The organism is Flagellimonas abyssi (assembly GCF_019457905.1).
Classification (GTDB): Bacteria; Bacteroidota; Bacteroidia; order Flavobacteriales; family Flavobacteriaceae; genus Flagellimonas; species Flagellimonas abyssi.
In genome coordinates, this window is record NZ_JAHZSV010000013.1 from 108,943 (window position 1) to 128,600 (window position 19,658).

A 19,658-nucleotide genomic window follows, 5' to 3' on the forward strand; every position below is an offset into this window, starting at 1 on the left:
TTATTCCCGAATAACCTTCACCTGTCCGTCGTTGCTCAATTTAATGATAGAGGAGGGGGAAGGGTTTATATTTTCATCCGGCAAATTTACCACATAGTCCACTCCTTTTAAAATTTCTTCATCGATATCCTTGAATTGTTTTGGGGTGGGATTGCCCGAAATGTTGGCGGATGTGGAAACAATGGGTTTCCTGAATTTATTGATGAGGTACTGGCAGAATTTATCGGAAGCCACACGAATCGCCAGTGTATTGTCTTCTGCGACCAGATTTTCCGCTATCCCAATGGGTTCATCAAATACAATGGTGGTAGGTTTGGTTGCCAGGTCCATGATATCGTAAGCGACTTCGGGCACTTCTTTTACATGGCGCTCCAACATGGCCTGGTTGGCCACTAAGCAGATAAGTGCTTTGGTGTCTTCGCGCTTTTTAAGAGCGTACACTTTTTTTACGGCTTCGGGATTAGTGGCATCGCAGCCTATGCCCCAGACGGTATCGGTAGGGTAGAGGATGAGCCCGCCTTCTTGCAGCACTTTATTGCAGTTGTTGATTTCTTCGATCAATGTTTTAGAATTTTAGTTGAAAATGGTCGGTCAAAGCCTGCCATTGTACTCTGTTTTTATCCATACCAATATTTCCTTTTTTTAATGAGACTTTTTGTGACCCCAAAATGGGTATGGGCTCTTTTTCACTGTTATGGGCTTGTATGGATTGTGTTCCTTTTAACAGCCCCATTATTTTGAACCATAGATCGTCCGCATTGGGGGCAAGCCTTAAAAATAACCCCCTGTCAAAAACTTGTGTATCCATGGTGTTTGGGGGATAGAGAGTGCCTCCCGCACCGATGGGCAGAATAAGTTTTTTGTTTTTGCATTCTGCTAGATTGGAATTCCATTGTTTGTAAGGTAGTAGCTCTCCAGATTCATTGTAGGTTATGCAGCGGGTTTGGTTTGCGATGATTTTATCAGGGTTCTCTTGATGGGCTTCATAAAGGTTTGACAGCCATTTTTGGCGATACATCATATCATCATCACAAGTAGCAATAATTTTTTCAGGGTATAGTTTTAAAGGCTCCACCAATTTTCTATGTGAACTGTAGTAATCGGTAAACTCTATACTGAAGATATTTCCAACTAGGTCGGTAAGTTTTTTTGGAACTTTATTTTTTAGGTCTTCATGCAGCCACAGCAAAATTTTTTCGGGCAGCACATCTTGATTCAATAAACTTCGAATTGTAAGGTGCACTATGTTCAGCCTGGATGGAATCGATGCCAGCGAAACAATAACCGGAACGCATTTTTTATGAGAAATCAGCCTTTCTTTGGATTGCCTGGTTAGATTGGCCTGATAAAAAAGTGAAACAGGAATTTCCTTGACCTTCATTCTAAGAGTTTAGAATCACAAAATTAAGCATATGAGATAACATTTAATATTTCTATTTTTGCCCAGATGAACCCAAACGAAACAGAATTACCTAAAATATCAGTAATCATTAGCACCTATAATGCCGAAGAGTGGCTGAAAAAGGTGTTGTGGGGGTTCAATTGCCAGCTTTTCAAGGATTTTGAGGTGGTTATTGCGGATGATGGTTCTGGTCCCAAGACCAAGGAATTATTGGAAAAGATGTCCGATGAGGTTTTTTACAACATTGTCCATGTGTGGCAAGAGGATGATGGCTTCCAGAAATCTAGGATTTTAAATAAAGCGGTCGAAGCCTGTAATGCTGATTACATTATTATGACGGACGGTGATTGTATTCCACGTGAGGATTTTGTAGAGGTGCATTACATTAACAAAGAGCAGGGGTATTTTATTTCGGGCGGGTATTATATGCTTCCGATGAACATTTCCAGAATGATTACTTTGGAGGATATCGAAAAGCAGAAATGTTTCAACATTAATTGGCTTAAGGAAAAAGGTATTCCCAAGACTTTCAAGAACAACAAGCTTACCGCTAGTGGAATAATATCTAAGTTATTGAACACGGTTACTCCGACCAATGCCAGTTGGAACGGCCATAATTCCTCAGGTTGGAAAAAGGATATATTAAACGTAAACGGCTTTGATGAACGCATGCAGTATGGCGGACAGGACCGTGAATTGGGCGAGCGTTTGTTCAATTTTGGGATTAAATCCAAACAATTGCGCTATAGTGCAGTCTGTGTGCACTTAGACCACAAGAGAGGTTATAAAACGCCAGAATCCATTGCTAAAAATCAAGCTATACGCAAAGAGACTAGGTCAAACAAAATGGTGTGGACATACTATGGCATCACCAAATAGTAGGCCAGCTCGTTCTTTTTTTCCAGTCTTTTTAGCTCTCTGAACCTTTCCAAAACGCCAAGGGCGTTCAAGTAACAAATGCTCCATCCTTTTTTGCCGTCCAAAATCCCTAAACGGAGGATATAGTGGTTGAAGAATTTCCAGACGGGCTTTACCGTCATCAATACATAGTTAAAATGTTTTTCCTTGTAGAAATCCTCTTTGGCCTTTAATTGGCCATACTTAAGCATTTTCCCTTTGTAGTCCTCATAGTTTTTGTAGCAAAAATGAGTCAATTTTTCTTTAAGGATTCCAGATTTGCCATCCACTACCAAAGTTTCATGAACAATTTTTTGATCGGTAAAATGAGCTTTGCTTTTTCGGAAAAGCCTATAATTTTTGTCCGTTTGCCAACCACTGAAATTCAAAGGTTCGTTTTGGAACATAAACTTTCGATAGAACCAATAAGCTTCGTGGGCATCTGGATTATTAATGGTTGCTAAGATTTCCTTTTGAAGACTTTCCGTAACCACTTCATCGGCATCCAAGAATAAAACCCAATCGTTGGCTGCTTGTTTAAGCGTAAACGACTTTTGAGCGGTGAAATTTTCAAAAGGGTTTTGAATCACTTTTACTTTTGGATGGTTCAAAAGATACTCGTAAGTGCCGTCGGTACTGTAAGAGTCAACGACTAATATTTCATCAGCGAAAGAAACGGAATCAATACATTTTTCAATGTAGCCCATTTCATTATAGGTAATCACAAGTGCTGATATTTTTTGCTTTGGGGTGCGCAATTCAGCCATAATTTATTGGTGTAGTGTTTAATATTTTACAAATCTATAACAAAAAAGTAGCGTAAAAATTGTTTAGGCGTTTCTTTTTCTTACAAACAATCAACACGTAAACACCCCTACTTCGTTTTTGTTAAAATCTCAAATTTTAATCCCGTTAGGTATTTTATAGACACCAAAAAAACAATAGGGTTGCTTCAATCTAACGAAAAAAGCAACCCCATATAAAGACTTGACTCTAAAATTCTGCTGAGATGCAGATTAATTGTGGCTACACAGCAACTTTGTGCTCGCGAAGCGCATTGTTCAGCGATGTTTTTTTGTCCGTACTTTCCTTTCTTTTACCAATGATCAAGGCACAAGGCACCTGATATTCGCCAGCAGGGAATTTTTTCGTGTAACTGCCGGGAATAACAACAGATCTTGCTGGTACTCTACCTTTTAATTCCACAGGTTCATCACCTGTCACATCAATTATCTTGGTGGATGCCGTCAAAACAACATTCGCGCCCAAAACTGCTTCTTTTTCTACTCGGACACCTTCCACCACAATACATCTGGAGCCGATAAAAGCATTGTCCTCAATAATTACCGGAGCTGCCTGTAAAGGTTCCAAAACCCCACCTATACCGACACCACCACTTAAGTGAACGTTTTTACCAATTTGGGCGCAACTGCCCACCGTGGCCCAAGTGTCCACCATGGTTCCTTCATCGACATAGGCGCCGATGTTTACATAACTCGGCATCAAAATAGTGCCCTTAGAAATATAAGCTCCGTGTCTTGCCACCGCATGGGGAACCACGCGAACACCTTTTTCTTTATAGCCTTTCTTCAACGGAATTTTATCGTGATATTCAAAAATACCAGCTTCTAGAACCTCCATTTTTTGGATGGGGAAGTACAGTACCACCCCCTTTTTTACCCATTCGTTTATCTGCCAGCCGTCCTCTGTGGGTTCAGCACACCGTAGCTCTCCTGAATCAATAAGCTTTATCACTTCGCGTATGGCGTCTTGAGTCTTTTCTTCCTCCAGCAACTCCCTATTGTCCCACGCTTTTTCAATGAGCGTTCTTAATTCTGTCATTTTTCTTAAAGTTTTGACAAAGATAAGCCCCATGACAGAATTATGGTTGCCATTTTTAAGCGCATAACATTTTTAAGGTTATTTTTGCCAAAAAATTATTTTGGCTAGAATTTTGGCTTTGGATTTTGGAAAGGTACGGACCGGAATAGCGATTACCGATGAACTTCATTTGATTGCTTCTGGATTGACCACCATTGAAACCAAGGACTTGTTATCCTTTTTGGACGAGTACACCCAAAAAGAATCTGTTGAACTTTTTGTTGTGGGGCTGCCCAAGCAAATGGATAACACCGCTTCCGAGTCCGAGGAGCTTATCCAGGTTTTTTTGAAAAAGCTGAAGGCCAAGTTTCCTTCCATTCCCGTGGAGCGACAAGATGAGCGGTTCACCTCCAAAATGGCATTTCAATCCATGTTGGACAGCGGAATGAAAAAGAAGAAAAGAAGGGATAAGGCCCTAGTCGATGAAATAAGTGCCACGCTCATATTGCAGGCCTACTTAAACAGATTTTGATTTTATGATTTTACCCATAGTAGCTTACGGAGATCCCGTTTTGCGAAAAAAGGCGAAGGATATTACATCAGAATATCCAAAACTTGACGAATTGATCACCAATATGTGGGAGACCATGTACAATGCTCATGGCGTTGGCCTGGCCGCTCCCCAAGTGGGACTTCCTATCCGAGTGTTTATGGTCGATACGACTCCTTTTGCCGATGATGATGAGTTGACCGAAGCTGAGCAAAAGCAGCTCGATGGATTCAAAAAAGTATTCATCAATGCCACGATTGAAGAGGAAAACGGCAAAGAGTGGGACTTTAACGAAGGTTGTTTGAGCATACCCGATATCCGCGAAGATGTAAAACGAAAGCCAGAAATCACCATCAATTATTTGGATGAGGACTTTAAGACCCACACGGAAACCTACGATGGGCTATTGGCCCGGGTGATTCAGCACGAATACGACCATATCGAAGGTGTTTTGTTCACCGATAAGCTTTCAACCCTAAAGAAACGACTGATAAAAAACCGATTGGACAAAATTTCCAAAGGAAAAATCAGTGTGGATTACCGAATGAGGTTTCCCAACATCAAAAAAGGACGTTAAAAAAATCGCAGTTTGCGATAAAAACATATTTTTGCGCGCATAAAATTATTATTTGAATGGCATTAGACAAGATTTTATCCATTGGAGGTAAACCAGGACTTTACAAATTATTGACCCAAACCCGAGGTGGCTTTGTTGGCGAATCCCTATTGGATGGCAAACGTGTAACCGTTGGATTAAGAAGCAATGTAAGCGTGCTGTCCGAAATAGCCATTTATACCTTGGAAGAAGAAGTTCCTTTAAAGGAAGTTTTCCAGAAAATAAAAGAAAAAGAGGGAGGCAAAAAAACTTCCATCAGTCACAAAGCTGAAAAAATTGAGTTGGAAGAGTATTTCTTCGAAGTACTTCCCAATTATGATGAGGATCGCGTATATGCTAGCGACATCAAGAAAATCATACAGTGGTACAACATCCTTCTCGACAACAACATCACTGATTTTGTTGAAGAAGAAAAGGATGCCGAGGAACCTACTGTATCTGCTTCCGAAGAAGAGGAAGAATAAACACTATTCTTTTTCCCAGTCCACCAACTTTGTTGGGTAATAGTTGATCTGCATGGATTCCAGATAAGGAACCTGTGCTGCGAGACGTTTTTTATAGTCGTCCCAATTAAGGTGTTCACTAGGCGACCATCCCAATTCGGCATATCCAATCAATCTTGGGAACGCCAAATATTCCAATTCGGTTCCATTGCTAATGGTTTCGGACCATAACGGAGCTTCAATGCCGAGAATATTTTCTTTGGCAAGCCCTTCGGCATAGGTTTCTGGGTCCCATTGGTACCCTACATCAACAGGGATGTAACCGGCCCAGTTTAAGCCATATTCTGAAATGGAATCATATTTCATGTCCAAATAGGCCTTTTTTGCAGGCGAAATAATGATTTTGGAACCATTTTCGGCAGCCTTCAATGCATTTTTAGGCTCGTTCCATAATTGTGCAATCGAGTTAGGGTCAATATCCGCTTGTGCTATTTCGTCCCAACCAATCATTCTTTTGTTGTGCTTTTGAACCAACTTGCCCACTTTTTCCACAAAAAGAATATAGTCGCTCTTTCTGGTTACATGGCTTTCATCACCGCCAATATGAAAATAGGGGCCAGGGGTCATCATGGCAATTTCACCAATAACATCATCCAGAAAGCTGTAAACCGTATCTTTTTGGGCATCAAAAGAACTATAGCCCACTTTCATGTCGGTACGAACACGTGGGGTCTCTGCTCCCGCATAGTGCAAAAATGGATAACTCAACGATGCCGAATTGGTATGTCCGGGCATATCAATCTCAGGTACAATGGTAATATGTCTGTCAGCAGCATAAGCTACTAGGTCTTTGTATTCTTCTTGGGTGTAAAAGCCGCCTTCACCACCGCCAACTTCGCTAGCACCACCGACCTCGGTCAGTTTTGGCCAAGACTTGATTTCAATACGCCACCCTTGATCGTCCGATAAATGCAAGTGCAACGTGTTGAATTTGTAATATGCCAAGGCATCTATATATTTTTTGACCTCATCTATGGTGAAAAAGTGACGGGCCACGTCCAACATGGAACTGCGGTATGCGTATTTTGGAGCATCCATTATTTTTCCTGAAGGAATTACCCATATAGGGTGGTCTGCAAGCGTATCATTGCTCTTTTCCGGAATGAGTTGCCGAAGCGTTTGCACCCCTCTAAAAGCACCCGCGGCAGTTTTGGCGTTCAGTAAAATAGAATCTTTTTTAATGTAAAGTTGATAGGCTTCGGGATTTTCCAAATCCACACTGTCCGATTGGTTAATGTAGATCAATCGCTCCAATTTATCTTCAGATGATGAGTTTACGGTAACATCAAGTCCTATTTTGGATTTAATGCTTTCGGATAAAAACTGGCCCACTTTCTCAAATTCGGGATTTGTGGTCGAGGTATAAATGGCAGTTCCTGCATCCAGACCAAAAGCGTTTCCAGTTGGAATGGTTTTAATGGGTTTTGGAATTAACGGAGCATTGGCTAAGTCTGTTTTTGGAAAATTGATTTCCTCTTTTTTGGTTTGGCAAGCTGCCATGCAGATAACTGCAACGAACAGCAAAATTGATCTATAAATCACGTTTGTTTAGTTTTAGTCTATATAGTTTTTGATCACATCGTACCAGATGTCATACCCTTTATCATTCATGTGCAGGCCATCTTCAATAAAAATATCTTGTTTCACTTTTCTGTTGTCCAGCATCGGATACCAAACATCCACAAAATCTATTTTCTCGTTTTTTGCAGCCAGTTTGTCAAGTTTACGGTTTAGTCTTCGGTACCTGCCCCTGTAATTCCAACGGGCAATACTTGGTTTGGCAGAAATCAAAACAATCTCCATATTTGGATTCCTTTGTTGAAGTATGCCAAGAATGTATTCGGCCCTTTGCACTATTTTTCGGGGTCTCTTCTTGGCAAAAATATCGTTGTCGCCCTCATAAATAAAGACTTTTACAGGATTGTAGTTCAAGATAAGCTCATCCAAATAAAGCTCAAGGTCGGAAAATTGAGAGCCTCCAAAACCTGTGTTCAATACTTGGTGCTCTGGAAAACGTTCCTGGACATCGTCCCAAAAACGAATGCTCGAACTTCCCGTAAAAACAATCGTCGGTCGGGACGAATCCCAAAGGGAATCATTCTTTTGCTGGATTGCCTTTACTTCATTTTCAAAGGGATTATCGGTTTGACACATGGCCATCGCAGGGATCATGAGCAACGCAATAATAAGATGTTTCATTCTACTGGTTTTGCCTAAAATGAGGTTCAAGATAGTAATATTTTTCCGTAAGTAGGCTTTGTTGAAAAATACCGAAATACTTTTCATAAGTAAATTTTGACGATGGAATTTCAACCAATCGGACTTCGTATTTTTGGACAAAATCCAAAGCCATGAACACAAGATCGGAACAGTTGGCCGCCTTTGACCGCCTTTTGACCATTATGGACGAATTGCGCGAAAAATGTCCGTGGGACAGGAAGCAGACGATGCAAACCCTTCGCCATCTGACCATTGAGGAAACCTACGAGTTGGGCGATGCCATACTGGACAATGATTTGGAAGAAGTAAAAAAGGAATTGGGCGATATTTTACTGCATATTGTTTTTTATGCCAAAATCGGTTCGGAAACCCAAGATTTTGATATTGCCGATGTGGCCCATGGTATTTGTGAGAAACTCATCAACAGGCACCCGCACATTTATGGGGACGTAAAGGTGGAAAATGAGGAAGAGGTAAAGCAGAATTGGGAAAACATCAAATTAAAAGAAGGCAAAAAGAGCGTGCTCGAGGGTGTGCCCAACGGATTGCCATCTTTGGTAAAAGCCAACCGAATCCAAGATAAAGTGGCAGGTGTCGGATTTGATTGGGAAAAACCCGAACAGGTTTTTGAAAAATTGAAAGAGGAGCTTGGCGAGCTTCAAGAAGAGGTGGAGGCCAATGATGCCGACAAAATGGAATCCGAATTCGGTGATGTGCTATTTTCCATGGTGAACTATGCCCGTTTTCTAAAAATCAACCCAGAGAATGCATTGGAGCGTACCAATAAAAAGTTCATCAACCGGTTTCAATATTTGGAGCAAAAAGCCAAAGAGGCTGGAAAAACCATGAGCGATATGAGTCTGGCCGAAATGGACGTGTTCTGGGAAGAGGCGAAGCAACTTTAAATTTGTCCGTAAGCTAACATAAAGTTTGGAGACAAATGTCACCAATCTGGCTATATTTGCCATCCTTTTTAAGTATCCGTTGTGTTTCAAAACTACACCAAAGAATTTGCCTATAATCTCAAATTGTCCTACCCCGTAATCTTGGGGATGCTGGGCCATACCTTTGTGGCCTTTGCGGACAACATTATGGTGGGGCAGTTGGGAACCGCCGAACTGGCAGCCGTTTCTTTGGGAAACAGTTTTGTTTTTATCGCCATGTCCCTTGGTATTGGATTTTCCACGGCCATTACGCCTTTGGTCGCCGAAGCGGATGGAGCGAAAGACCGAGCGGCAGGCAAAAGTGCCCTGAAACACGGTTTGGTGCTTTGTACCCTATTGGGATTGTCCCTTTTTGGATTGATTCAAGTTTCCAAACCCTTGATGCATCATATGGAGCAGCCTCCTGAGGTAGTGGAACTTGCCATGCCGTATTTGGATTTGGTGGCTTTTTCGCTGGTGCCTTTGATCATATTCCAGGCTTTTAAACAGTTTTCTGATGGTCTGTCGCAGACCAAATACCCCATGTACACTACTATTGTGGCCAATGTGGTCAACATCACCTTGAATTATCTGCTCATTTTTGGTTCCTTCGGATTTCCCAAAATGGGGATTGTAGGGGCAGCCGTGGGCACTTTGATTTCACGTGTGATTATGGTCGCGTTTATTTGGTATCTGCTCCAACGAAAAAAGAAGTTTGAATTCTACGTGACCCATTTCAACTTTAGAAGTATTGAAAAGAAAGTGATGAAAAAAATCATCAACCTTGGTTTTCCATCCGCTTTGCAGATGTTTTTTGAAGTTGCCATTTTTACCGCAGCCATTTGGTTGAGCGGGGTATTGGGCAAAAATGCGCAGGCCGCCAATCAGATTGCCTTGAACTTGAGCAGTATGACGTTTATGGTAGGAACTGGACTCAGCGTTGCAGCAATGGTCAGGGTCGGGAACCAAAAAGGACTTCAAAACCACAAAGAACTCAAGCGCATCGCCGAATCGGTATTTTTCTTGACCCTGCTTGTGGAAATAGCCTTCGCGGCCATTTTCTTGATCGGACGGCATTGGTTCCCCACCATTTATTTGGATGTGGACGATATCGCAAATCAGGCTGATAATACCGAAGTGATATTTATTGCTGCCAAATTGTTGTTGGTTTCGGCATTTTTTCAGATTTCCGATGGGCTTCAAGTAGTGGTTTTGGGAGCGCTACGCGGTCTGCAAGATGTGAAGGTGCCCACACTCATTACGTTCATCGCTTATTGGTTGATTGGTTTCCCGATTTGTTTTTATTTGGGCTTGCACACTAATTTGGAAAGCACAGGGATTTGGATCGGATTGCTGTCGGGCCTTACCGCATCGGCCGTAATGTTGTATCTTCGATTCAACTTTTTGACGAAGAAATATATGAATCTATAGACGTGTAGAATGAAAAGTTCAATTTTTACTCTTTTAATTTTAACCTCAATATCGGTATTTTCCCAAAATTCTGAATATAATGTTTCTTCATACCTTACAGAAGGCACTAAAGCTCCAAACACGCATTACATAGGAGAAGCCTGGCTAAATCCTATTATTCACAATGATGCAGAGCTTGGTTATAATATCACAAAAGCAACCTTTAAAGCCAATTCCACCTTGGATTGGCACAAACATAGTTCTGCCCAAGTTCTTATAATTGTTGATGGAGAAGCATATTATCAAGAAAGAGGTAAAGAACCTATGATACTAAAAGCAGGCGATGTTATTAAATGTGAAAAAAATATTGAGCATTGGCATTCCTCAACAAAGTTCAGTGATGTTACGTATTTGGCTTTGTATAGTGGCGAACAGCCAACAACGTGGATTGAAGTACTGTCACAAGAATATTATGACGAGGTAGCAGAAAAGCTAAAAACTAATAGATAAAGGCGCTTGAATTAAAAAGATTCCAACAATTTGAAATCTAACTATTTGATAAATGGAACTACCTAAATTTTTATTGGCCGACAATACGGATTTTCCCGAGGCCATTTTTATCGTTCACACGGAATACCCACGATTCATTATTAACCTAGAGAATGATGAAGTCGAATGGATGGAAGAATTCTCCAAAGAAGATGAAGCCGATTTAATGGACGAAACAGAAAACCTGATTGAGGCAGCCACTGCTTTTTATGATCGAGAAGTCTCCAGATACGACGATTAATGATCGAACAAGTACTGCAATACGATAAAGAACTGTTTTTGTTCCTTAACGGATTGGGAACCGAAGCGTGGGACGGCTTCTGGATGTTCATAACGACGACCAGAAACTCTGCGCCACTTTATCTACTGTTATTCTATTTATCTTACAGAACCTTTGGTTGGAAGGGAACAGGAATTATTTTGGTGTCCATCGCTTTGCTGATTACTTGCACCGATCAACTGTCCAACTTTTTCAAGTATGGCATCGGTCGTTTGCGTCCCTGCCACGAACCCGAAGTAAGCAGTGCAATGCGCTTGGTAAAAAGTTATTGCGGCGGACAATTTGGGTATTTTTCTGCCCACGCGGCCAACTCATTTGGCCCAGCGATTTTCTTTACGGTGTTGTTCATAAATAAAGTGAAATATATTTCTTGGGTTTTGCTGTTTTGGGCCTGTATTGTGGCCTATAGCCGTATTTATATTGGCGTGCATTATCCGTTGGACGTGCTGACAGGCGTCTTGGTAGGGTCACTTTTCGGTTGGTTGTGGGCCAAGTTGGCTATATTTGCTTTCCAAAAAACAGGGGTATGATTTCGACCGCCAGATACTGGTTTTATATTGGATTGATTGTCTTGGTGTACATCATTGGGATGTTCGCGACCCTGTTCGAGAACGATTCCGCCCAATTTGCGGTCATGGCCATGCGAATGGCGCAGGAAAATGATTTTTTGAGCCTGTTTAAAGGACCTGAAGAATATCTGGACAAGCCACATATGCACTACTGGTTGGCCGCACTTTCCTATAAAATTTTTGGTGTTCACGATTGGGCGTACCGCATTCCAGGTATTTTGTCCACTTTGTTGGGGGCTTATAGCTGCTACGGACTTGGAAAATTACTATATAATAAGGATGTAGGTCGGTTCGCCTCATTGATTTTTATGACGGCTCAAACCATGGTTTTGGCCAACATTGATGTCCGTACCGATGCTGTGTTGACAGGATTCACCATATTTTCCATCTGGCAATTGGCGACCTATATTGAAAAGGGAACACTAAAAAGTATTGCTTTGGGGGCCTTTGGAGCGGGAATGGCTTTTTCCACCAAAGGGCAGATTGCCTTGGTCGTGATTGGTATTTCCATTCTTTGCCACTTGGCTTATACCCGAAAGTGGGGACGATTGCTCAATTGGAGAATCTTAGTGGCCGTTTTGGTATTTGGATTGACGATTGCCCCAATGCTGTATGCGTATTACCATCAGTTTGATTTACATCCCGAAAAAGTGATTCGTGGCAAGGACAATCGAAGCGGTATCTTCTTTATTTTTTGGGAGCAGAGTTTTGAACGTATGAGTGGAGAGGGCGTTGGGAAGAACAGTAGTGATTTTTTCTTTTTCTTCCATACTTTTTTGTGGGTTTTCCTGCCTTGGACGGTTCTTGCTTTGATTGGCTACTGGACGAAGGTAAAAGCCTTCTGGGAAGCCAAGTTTGCTTACAGACCCAATTTGGAATTTCTGACCGTGGGCGGGATTTCCATTTTGTTCCTTCTCATCAGTTTTGCGCAGTTTAAATTGCCGCACTACATGAACATTTTGATGCCTTTGTATTCGATTTTATCCGCAGCTTTTCTATTTGTTCTGTATCAGGATCAGAAATTGAAGATGGCCAAGGTGATTTTGGGCATCCAATATTTTATATTGGGATTGGTGGTGGTCTTTGCGCTGTTGGTGAGCTTCTACGTCTTCAAATTGGAGCATTGGTACAGCTATTTGTTATTGTTGATAGCGCTCGCATTGGTTGCATATTTAATCATCCAAAAAGAAACTCCCTACACAAAAATTTTAACGATAGGCATTTTGAGTTCAGTTCTGTTAAACGGTTTAATGAATGCCCATTTTTACCCCAAACTGCTCGATTATCAAGGTGGTTCCAATATGGCAGAAAAGGTACGGGAGAACAATATTCCCGTGGACAATATTTATAAGATCTCGGAAAGATATTCTTGGTCGTTGGATTTCTATAACAAAAAGCCGGTTGAAATAGTTTCAATACCGGAAATTGCCAAAAAGGAGGATGTTTGGGTCTACGCCACGGATGACGAATTAAAACAATTGAAAGACAATGGAATTGCTTGGGACGAGCAAATTACCGTGGATCAGTTCCGTATCACCCGATTGCAGATCAAATTCCTAAATCCGAATACCCGAGAAGATAAATTGAACAAAATGCATTTGGTGCATTTGGACTAGTCCACGGATTCCAGTTTTGGTTTTTTAAAGTGATAGATCACCCCAAACAGCGAAGTTAGGGCAGTAATTAAAAAGAAAGCGAAGCTAATCCCAATGGATGTGCTCTCATCTAATCCCAGCCATTTTGCCCCGTATAAAAAGGTAACCTCCCTACTGCCAATCCCTCCAATGGTCAAAGGAATTACGGAGACAATCGAAGAAACCAGAAATACAAACAGGTATTCAATGGTATCCAAACGTACGGACAAAGACTTCAAAATGAAAAGTACACTGACCAATTGTGCCAATTGTACTAAGGCCGAAAATCCCACGGATTTCCAAAAAACGGGTAGGGTGGTGGAAAAAAAGGTCTTGTTCACGAACCAAAACACAACCACACTCAATGGAATGGCAGCTACAATCAACCCATAAAAGCTTTGGAAAAATTCATTTTTGGACAACAGGGCAAGAACACAAGCATATACAAAAAGCAACAACATCCCGCTTAAACGATCCAGCAGCAAACTGGACACCACTTTTTTGGTGCCGGGTTGATATTCTTTCTGTATCACGTAGCCTTTGTAGGCATCTCCGCCAATGCCTCCAGGCAGGAACAGGTTGTAGAACATTCCCAACAAGTAAAGCTTCAAATTGCTCAACTGGGAAATCTTTGCTCCGATTTGATGGAAATATAAGTTGGTTCTAAAAGCCGATAAAACTTTGGACAATACAAAAAACAGCAACGCTAAGAATAAGTATAGTGGGTCGCTCTTTTTTAGCGTTTGGAGCACATCCTTCAACTCTATTTTGGTAAAAATAAAGTAAATCAATACTGCACTGATAATAATTTTTAGAGCAGTAATGCTCTTTTTACGCAGCTTTTCCGTCACCTATGCTGATTTTTTTAATGCGATATGGTCGCTTCTGCTGTGATTCGTAGTAGGTACGAATCAAAAGTTCCATCACAATTCCGATGGTGAACAATTGGATTCCACCAACAATAAACATCATCCCGAAAATAAGCAATGGTCTGGTTCCGATATCCTGTCCAAATCCGAGTTTCACAATCAATAAGTAAACGTTGATCAAAACCCCAAGGATTACCAGTAGCACCCCAAAGATTCCGAAGAGATGGATGGGGCGTTGGAAGTATTTTCTAATGAACAGTAACAGCATCATATCGGCCACTACCTTAAAAACCCGTTCCAAACCGTATTTGGAAACCCCAGCGTGCCTGGCGTGATGTTTTACCGGAACTTGTTTTATCTGTGCACCTTCCAAATGGGCCAAAAGTGTGATGAACCGGTGCATCTCGCCATACAAATTCAGGCTTTTCGCTATATCCTTGGTGAAAACCTTGAGCGCACAGCCATTGTCCTTAATGTCAAGTTTGGTAACCCTCCGTACCAAAAAGTTAGCGATTTTGGACGGTATTTTTTTGACTTGGGAGTCCTTTCTTTTCTGACGTATGCCCGTAACGAGGTCATATTCTTCGGTAATGGCGTATTCCAACATTCCCGGAATATCGGAGGGGTCGTTTTGCAAATCCCCGTCCATGGTGATAATATATTCTCCTTCGGCATAATCGATTCCTGCTGCCAAGGCCAAACTCTGGCCGTAGTTCTTTTTCAATTCAATCAAATGGACTCTTTTATCATCCATTTCCTTGACCTTGATGCGGGTTTTATCCGTGGAAAAATCATCCACGTATACAATTTGATAGTTGTATCCCTCAAGGCTCTCGTTGATTTTTTGGGTCAAAAGGACCACATTGTCCTCCTCGTTGTACAAAGGAACCACTATGGATAAAAGGGAGTCGGTAACAGTGCTCATTCAGTATAAAATCTGTGCAAATTTATTGCTTTTATTTAAAGTTCCTTGGTAATCTTGTCCAATAGGACTTTTGCGGCGTAGAACGGCGAAATTTTGTGGTCTTCGATTTCTGTCAACAATTGGGCCTGTTCTATTTTAAAAGTTTCTTTTTGATGGAAAAATTGTTTGATGTATTCGTCCACCGTTTGAAGAAACCAGTTCTTGTTCTGTTGCTGTCGGTTCTTTTCAAAAAAGCCATTTTTCTTGTTGTGCTCGACAAATTGCTGCACCATTCCCCAGATTTCTTCAATGCCTGTTTTTTCCACCGCGGAACACTTCATCACTTTGGGCGTCCATCCATTGGCTTTGGGCGGATACAGGTGCAATGCTCTGGAAAATTCGCTTACGGCCAGCTTGGCGTGCTCCAAATTACTGCCATCCGCTTTGTTTATGGCTATGGCATCGGCCATTTCCATAATGCCCCTTTTTATGCCTTGCAGTTCGTCGCCAGCACCTGATAATTTTAAAAGCAGGAAAAAATCCACCATGCTGTGTACCGCTATTTCACTTTGGCCAACACCTACGGTTTCTACCAAGATCACATTGTAGCCAGCAGTTTCACAGAGGATGATACTTTCACGGGTTTTTTGCGCCACACCGCCCAAGGAGGTTCCGGAAGGGGAGGGGCGGATAAAGGCGTTTGGGTCCTTGGCCAAGGTTTCCATTCGGGTTTTATCGCCTAAAATGCTTCCCTTGCTCAAAGAGCTGGTGGGGTCCACGGCCAAAACGGCCACCTTGTTGCCTTGGTCTGTAAGGGTTTTGCCCAAGGTTTCGATAAATGAGCTTTTACCGACCCCGGGAACTCCCGTAATTCCCAAACGAATACTGTTCGTGGGTCGGGTAAGACACTTTTCAATAACGGCGTTTGCTTTTTCAAAATGGGCCGTCCTTGTGCTTTCCAAAAGGGTTATGGCTTTGGCAAGCATAGCTTTGTTACCATCAAAAATACCTTGTGCCAAGGCATCGGCAGAAAGCTCTTGTTTTCTGAGCGCCTTGATTTTGGAAATGGTGTTCGAAGGTGTTTTATTATCGTCTGCCAAGCGTACGGTTCATCAGTTTATACGAATTTATGAAGATTTTACGGGTTTGTCAGTTCTTTGGTCTGTTTGAAGGCGGATTTCCAATCTATCCATTTCACAAAAATTTAATATCTATTTGAGCTGACATCCGCTAGCAAATTGGTACCTTATTCGTTTAATGATTGGCAACTGCAAAGCTGCCGATTTTTATGAACCTATAAACATTTAAAAGATGAAGACTATTTTTGAGGCCCAGGCCACCAATACAGGAGGAAGATCAGGACACGTAAAGAGCGAGGACGGTGTTTTGGACTTTCCCATCAGCATGCCGAATTCTAAGGGAAAGCCTGATCCAAAATCTACAAATCCGGAGGAGCTGTTTGCCGCCGCATATTCTACTTGCTACGCAGGTGCAGTGGAGGCTGTTGCCAAAAGCCATGATATTGATGATCTTGGGGATTTTAGCGTTACGGCCATAGTTGCCTTTAATAAGGAAGACGATGGATTTTTCTTAGAGGTTACTTTGGATACGTATTTGCCCACGGTAGATAAGGAAACAGGTGAAACTATTATCAACGAAGCCCACGATATGTGTCCTTACAGCAAGGCAACGCGTGATAATATCACAGTTCACCTAAATTTGTTGTTGGACGAATAATTGGTTTAACTTCTTAATAATGAGCCCTGTTGATTTTTCAACGGGGCTTTTTTTTGTTAAAATTGAATAAAAAACGCCCTAATTTGCAACGTTGCATTTTTTGCAACGTCATTAGTACAGAACAACTAAAAAACCAGACATAGAACCAAGTGTGCTCCATATCGAGCTTGTAGAAAAGTGCAAGGCGAACGACCGCCAAGCACAAATGCAACTGTATCGCCAATATTGCGATGGTATGTTCTGTGTGGCCATGAGGTTCCTTAAAAATACCGATGATGCGGAGGATGTGTTGCAGGATTCCTTTATCAAAGCATTTCAGCGTATTGGACAGTTTAAGGGAGATGTTACGTTCGGGGCCTGGTTGAAGAGAATTGTTGTAAACGGCAGTATCGATTTTTTAAAGTCGAAGCACCAACGAACTGTGGAACTCAATGAGAGTTATTTGCAAGTGGCCGAGGAGGATGATTGGTCCGTGGAGGAAGGAATCTCCATTGATCAGGTAAAGAAAGCGATTGAAGAGTTGCCCCAAAAATATAGGTATGTTGTACAATTGTTCTTAGTGGAAGGGTACGACCACTCGGAAATTTCTGAAATACTTGGAATAACCGAAACCGCATCGCGCACCCGATTGCTACGAGGAAAAACACAATTAAAGGAAAAATTAAAAGATTTAGCTTATGGCACGTGATCTTAGAGAATTGTTTGAAAAGGAAAGGGAGCAAAAAAGCTTCAAAATGAGGGAGGGACATGAGGACCGCTTTTTTGCGAAGCTCGAAGAGGAGTTGCCCAATAATCCTCCCAAGAAAAAGGTCATTTCCCTTTGGATGCAGATTGCCGCTTCTGTTGTGGTTGCTGTAGGGTTGTCCGTTTATTATTTCAACAATAATGGGGGCGAGGTTGTGCCCGATGAAAAGATAACGGTGGTGGACAGGGAAAATCCCAATGAAGAAGCTCAAGGTATTTCCTTGGGGGACCTTTCACCGGATCTTAAAAAAATCGAAACCTATTATACCACAAACATCAATCTGCAATTGGCTGAGTTGGCCGATGACCCTGGAAACAAGGAGCTCGTGGATAGTTATATGGATCGCTTGGCGGAACTGAACAAGGAATACCAGAGACTTAATCAGGAGTTGAACGAATTGGGACCCAATGACCAAACCATCAATGCCTTGATCAACAACCTACAGCTACGGTTGCAGTTGTTGCAAAAATTACAATCAAAGTTGAATCAATTAAAATCATCAAAAAATGAACAGGAATCATCAAATATTGTTTAGCGGATTGCTTCTTGCCTTGGTCGGATTTACCGGCCAAGCGCAGGAGAAGTCCAAAACCTACAAGGAAACCTTCAATGTCGATAATGACACGGAATTGAATATCAATACCAGTTATGCGGATATCCAATTTGAGACTTGGGACAAGGACCAGGTGGAAATTACGGCAATAATCGAACTGGAAGGAGTGGAGAAGGAGGAAGCCGATTCTTATTTCAAAAAGGATTTGGTCAAAATTATGGGTAACAGCAAGGAAATTGAAATCAGTACCGAAGGAGCCGGGCCTAGCTATGCCTTCGATTTTAACACGGTGAACATAGATATTCCCGAAATGCCCTCGGTTGCCGAGATTATGGCCAGTGTGGAGATACCGGAAATGCCAGAGATTGATTTTGCTGAAATAGCGGTAATGCCTTCCATGCCGCCCTTGCCACCTTTTCCTCCAATTGAGTTTGATTACGATGCCTACAAGAAGGATGGAGATAAATACATGAAGGAATGGAAAAAGGAATTCGACAAAACCTTTGATAAGGAATATAAGGAGCGTTTTGAGAAATGGGGCGAAGAGATGGAAAAATTGGCCGAGGAGCGCGAGGCCCGGAGAGAAGAGTTGAGGGACGAACGTGAGAAAGTTAGGGAAGAGCGCGAAAAAGTACGTGAAGAAATGCATGAGAGGATGCAGGAACAACGTGAAGAAATCCGTGCCCACCAAGCAGAAATAAGAGCTGAGCAGGCGGAGTTCAGAAAGAAACTACGTGAAGAGGTAAGGGTACACGGAAGTCCAAACGTGTTCTATTTTTCATCTGATGGAAAACATAAAGAGTATAAGGTCAAAAAACGAATCATCATCAAAATGCCGAAGTACATCAAGGTAAAAATGAATGTACGCCATGGTGAGGTAAAATTGGCGGAGAATGCCAAAAACATCAACGCAAGCTTGTCCTACGCAAGCTTGCTTGCCTCTACCATTGATGGGGCCAATACTGATATTCGAGTGTCCTATTCCCCTGTTGTGGTGCAAAATTGGAATTATGGCAGTCTGAAGACGGATTACTCCGATAAGGTGAATTTGAAAGAGGTAAAGGATTTGAAACTGAACTCGGTTTCATCCAACGTAGTAATCGGGAGGGTGGTGAACAATGCATTGGTGACCAATAATTTTGGTGCCTTGAGCATTGATGAGGTGGCCAGTGGTTTCAATACCATCAACATTTCCATGGAGAACGGCGAACTTGACTGTAAACTACCCGAAGCTTCCTACGCTATCTCCGTAAATGAAACAACCTCTGGTTTTACTTACCCAAAAACATTAAAGTTGACCTCTGTGAAGAATCATGGGTCCAATCTGCATACAGGCTATAACATCAGCAAGAATGGTGGCAAGACCATCAAAATAAATTCCAAATACAGCGAGGTGGTTCTTAAAAACTAGCTTGTTTTGCACGTCCCAAGGAACCACCTCGAATATTGGTCGATATAACTCTTCAACGACCAGCA

General features: G+C 41.9%; 23 protein-coding genes. 14 read left to right on the plus strand and 9 right to left on the minus strand.

Annotated features, from left to right (window positions below):
• Positions 1 to 561 (minus strand): L-threonylcarbamoyladenylate synthase, encoded by a 561-nt coding sequence (locus K1F36_RS10920; protein WP_220113848.1) that lies wholly within the window; start codon positions 559 to 561, stop codon positions 1 to 3.
• A 4-nt stretch (positions 562 to 565) separates the two neighbouring features.
• Positions 566 to 1,381 (minus strand): zinc-binding alcohol dehydrogenase, encoded by an 816-nt coding sequence (locus tag K1F36_RS10925; RefSeq protein ID WP_220113849.1) that lies wholly within the window; start codon positions 1,379 to 1,381, stop codon positions 566 to 568.
• A gap of 66 nt (positions 1,382 to 1,447) precedes the next feature.
• Between K1F36_RS10925 and K1F36_RS10930 the strand changes: the two genes are divergently transcribed.
• Positions 1,448 to 2,281, plus strand: coding sequence for a glycosyltransferase family 2 protein (locus K1F36_RS10930; RefSeq protein WP_220113850.1), 834 nt, complete (start codon positions 1,448 to 1,450; stop codon positions 2,279 to 2,281).
• On the opposite strand, the gene K1F36_RS10935 is transcribed toward K1F36_RS10930, so the two are convergent.
• Positions 2,263 to 3,066, minus strand: coding sequence for a glycosyltransferase family 2 protein (locus tag K1F36_RS10935; protein WP_220113851.1), 804 nt, complete (start codon positions 3,064 to 3,066; stop codon positions 2,263 to 2,265). The genes K1F36_RS10930 and K1F36_RS10935 overlap by 19 nt on opposite strands.
• Before the next feature lie 259 nt (positions 3,067 to 3,325).
• A complete protein-coding gene (locus K1F36_RS10940; RefSeq protein ID WP_220113852.1) occupies positions 3,326 to 4,141 on the minus strand; it encodes a 2,3,4,5-tetrahydropyridine-2,6-dicarboxylate N-succinyltransferase in 816 nt (271 codons plus the stop codon).
• A 100-nt stretch (positions 4,142 to 4,241) separates the two neighbouring features.
• Between K1F36_RS10940 and ruvX the strand changes: the two genes are divergently transcribed.
• Genes ruvX through K1F36_RS10955 form a run of 3 tightly spaced genes read left to right on the plus strand, consistent with a single transcriptional unit; the run spans position 4,242 to position 5,750 of the window.
• Positions 4,242 to 4,652 (plus strand): Holliday junction resolvase RuvX, encoded by a 411-nt coding sequence (gene ruvX, locus K1F36_RS10945; RefSeq protein WP_220113853.1) that lies wholly within the window; start codon positions 4,242 to 4,244, stop codon positions 4,650 to 4,652.
• A 4-nt stretch (positions 4,653 to 4,656) separates the two neighbouring features.
• Positions 4,657 to 5,247 (plus strand): peptide deformylase, encoded by a 591-nt coding sequence (def, locus tag K1F36_RS10950; protein WP_220113854.1) that lies wholly within the window; start codon positions 4,657 to 4,659, stop codon positions 5,245 to 5,247.
• 56 nt (positions 5,248 to 5,303) lie between these two features.
• Complete coding sequence (locus K1F36_RS10955; RefSeq protein ID WP_220113855.1) at positions 5,304 to 5,750, plus strand: DUF5606 family protein; 447 nt, start codon at positions 5,304 to 5,306, stop codon at positions 5,748 to 5,750.
• 3 nt (positions 5,751 to 5,753) lie between these two features.
• On the opposite strand, the gene K1F36_RS10960 is transcribed toward K1F36_RS10955, so the two are convergent.
• Together K1F36_RS10960 and K1F36_RS10965 are read right to left on the minus strand one after the other, a co-directional pair.
• The gene (locus tag K1F36_RS10960) at positions 5,754 to 7,289 is read right to left on the minus strand and encodes a family 20 glycosylhydrolase (RefSeq protein ID WP_220113904.1); all 1,536 of its coding nucleotides are present in this window, start codon (positions 7,287 to 7,289) and stop codon (positions 5,754 to 5,756) included.
• Positions 7,290 to 7,343: 54 nt separating this feature from the next.
• Positions 7,344 to 7,988: a GDSL-type esterase/lipase family protein gene (locus tag K1F36_RS10965; protein WP_220113856.1), complete on the minus strand. Its 645-nt coding sequence runs from the start codon at positions 7,986 to 7,988 to the stop codon at positions 7,344 to 7,346.
• A gap of 152 nt (positions 7,989 to 8,140) precedes the next feature.
• Between K1F36_RS10965 and mazG the strand changes: the two genes are divergently transcribed.
• The 6 genes from mazG to K1F36_RS10995 all read left to right on the plus strand — a co-directional run bounded on the left by mazG (position 8,141) and on the right by K1F36_RS10995 (position 13,356).
• On the plus strand, positions 8,141 to 8,914 hold the full coding sequence (mazG, locus tag K1F36_RS10970; RefSeq protein WP_220113857.1) for a nucleoside triphosphate pyrophosphohydrolase: 774 nt from the start codon (positions 8,141 to 8,143) through the stop codon (positions 8,912 to 8,914).
• A gap of 81 nt (positions 8,915 to 8,995) precedes the next feature.
• Complete coding sequence (locus K1F36_RS10975; RefSeq protein WP_220113858.1) at positions 8,996 to 10,363, plus strand: MATE family efflux transporter; 1,368 nt, start codon at positions 8,996 to 8,998, stop codon at positions 10,361 to 10,363.
• Positions 10,364 to 10,372: 9 nt separating this feature from the next.
• Positions 10,373 to 10,852, plus strand: a complete 480-nt coding sequence (locus tag K1F36_RS10980; protein ID WP_220113859.1) for a cupin domain-containing protein — start codon at positions 10,373 to 10,375, stop codon at positions 10,850 to 10,852.
• Between the two features lie 52 nt (positions 10,853 to 10,904).
• Positions 10,905 to 11,132: a hypothetical protein gene (locus K1F36_RS10985; RefSeq protein WP_207032424.1), complete on the plus strand. Its 228-nt coding sequence runs from the start codon at positions 10,905 to 10,907 to the stop codon at positions 11,130 to 11,132.
• A complete protein-coding gene (locus K1F36_RS10990) occupies positions 11,132 to 11,701 on the plus strand; it encodes a phosphatase PAP2 family protein (RefSeq protein ID WP_220113860.1) in 570 nt (189 codons plus the stop codon). Before K1F36_RS10985 ends, K1F36_RS10990 begins: the two co-directional genes overlap by 1 nt.
• Positions 11,698 to 13,356, plus strand: coding sequence for an ArnT family glycosyltransferase (locus K1F36_RS10995; protein ID WP_220113861.1), 1,659 nt, complete (start codon positions 11,698 to 11,700; stop codon positions 13,354 to 13,356). Before K1F36_RS10990 ends, K1F36_RS10995 begins: the two co-directional genes overlap by 4 nt.
• Here K1F36_RS10995 and K1F36_RS11000 read toward each other — a convergent pair.
• Genes K1F36_RS11000 through meaB form a run of 3 tightly spaced genes read right to left on the minus strand, consistent with a single transcriptional unit; the run spans position 13,353 to position 16,247 of the window.
• The gene (locus tag K1F36_RS11000; protein WP_220113862.1) at positions 13,353 to 14,225 is read right to left on the minus strand and encodes a lysylphosphatidylglycerol synthase transmembrane domain-containing protein; all 873 of its coding nucleotides are present in this window, start codon (positions 14,223 to 14,225) and stop codon (positions 13,353 to 13,355) included. The two genes, K1F36_RS10995 and K1F36_RS11000, sit on opposite strands and share 4 nt — an antisense overlap.
• Positions 14,206 to 15,168 carry a glycosyltransferase family 2 protein gene (locus K1F36_RS11005; protein WP_220113863.1) on the minus strand — a complete coding sequence of 321 codons (963 nt, stop codon included), beginning with the start codon at positions 15,166 to 15,168 and terminating at the stop codon, positions 14,206 to 14,208. Before K1F36_RS11005 ends, K1F36_RS11000 begins: the two co-directional genes overlap by 20 nt.
• Before the next feature lie 35 nt (positions 15,169 to 15,203).
• Positions 15,204 to 16,247, minus strand: a complete 1,044-nt coding sequence (gene meaB / locus K1F36_RS11010) for a methylmalonyl Co-A mutase-associated GTPase MeaB (protein WP_220113864.1) — start codon at positions 16,245 to 16,247, stop codon at positions 15,204 to 15,206.
• Between the two features lie 211 nt (positions 16,248 to 16,458).
• On the opposite strand from meaB, the gene K1F36_RS11015 reads away from it, so the two are divergent.
• From K1F36_RS11015 to K1F36_RS11030, 4 genes are all read left to right on the plus strand, one after another.
• Positions 16,459 to 16,884 carry an Ohr family peroxiredoxin gene (locus K1F36_RS11015; protein ID WP_220113865.1) on the plus strand — a complete coding sequence of 142 codons (426 nt, stop codon included), beginning with the start codon at positions 16,459 to 16,461 and terminating at the stop codon, positions 16,882 to 16,884.
• A gap of 151 nt (positions 16,885 to 17,035) precedes the next feature.
• Entirely contained in the window at positions 17,036 to 17,572 is a 537-nt protein-coding gene (locus K1F36_RS11020) for an RNA polymerase sigma factor (protein WP_220113866.1), read from the plus strand.
• Entirely contained in the window at positions 17,562 to 18,164 is a 603-nt protein-coding gene (locus tag K1F36_RS11025) for a hypothetical protein (RefSeq protein ID WP_220113867.1), read from the plus strand. The genes K1F36_RS11020 and K1F36_RS11025 overlap by 11 nt, the downstream gene beginning before the upstream one ends.
• The gene (locus tag K1F36_RS11030) at positions 18,136 to 19,593 is read left to right on the plus strand and encodes a hypothetical protein (RefSeq protein WP_220113868.1); all 1,458 of its coding nucleotides are present in this window, start codon (positions 18,136 to 18,138) and stop codon (positions 19,591 to 19,593) included. Before K1F36_RS11025 ends, K1F36_RS11030 begins: the two co-directional genes overlap by 29 nt.
• Positions 19,594 to 19,658: the final 65 nt, after the last annotated feature.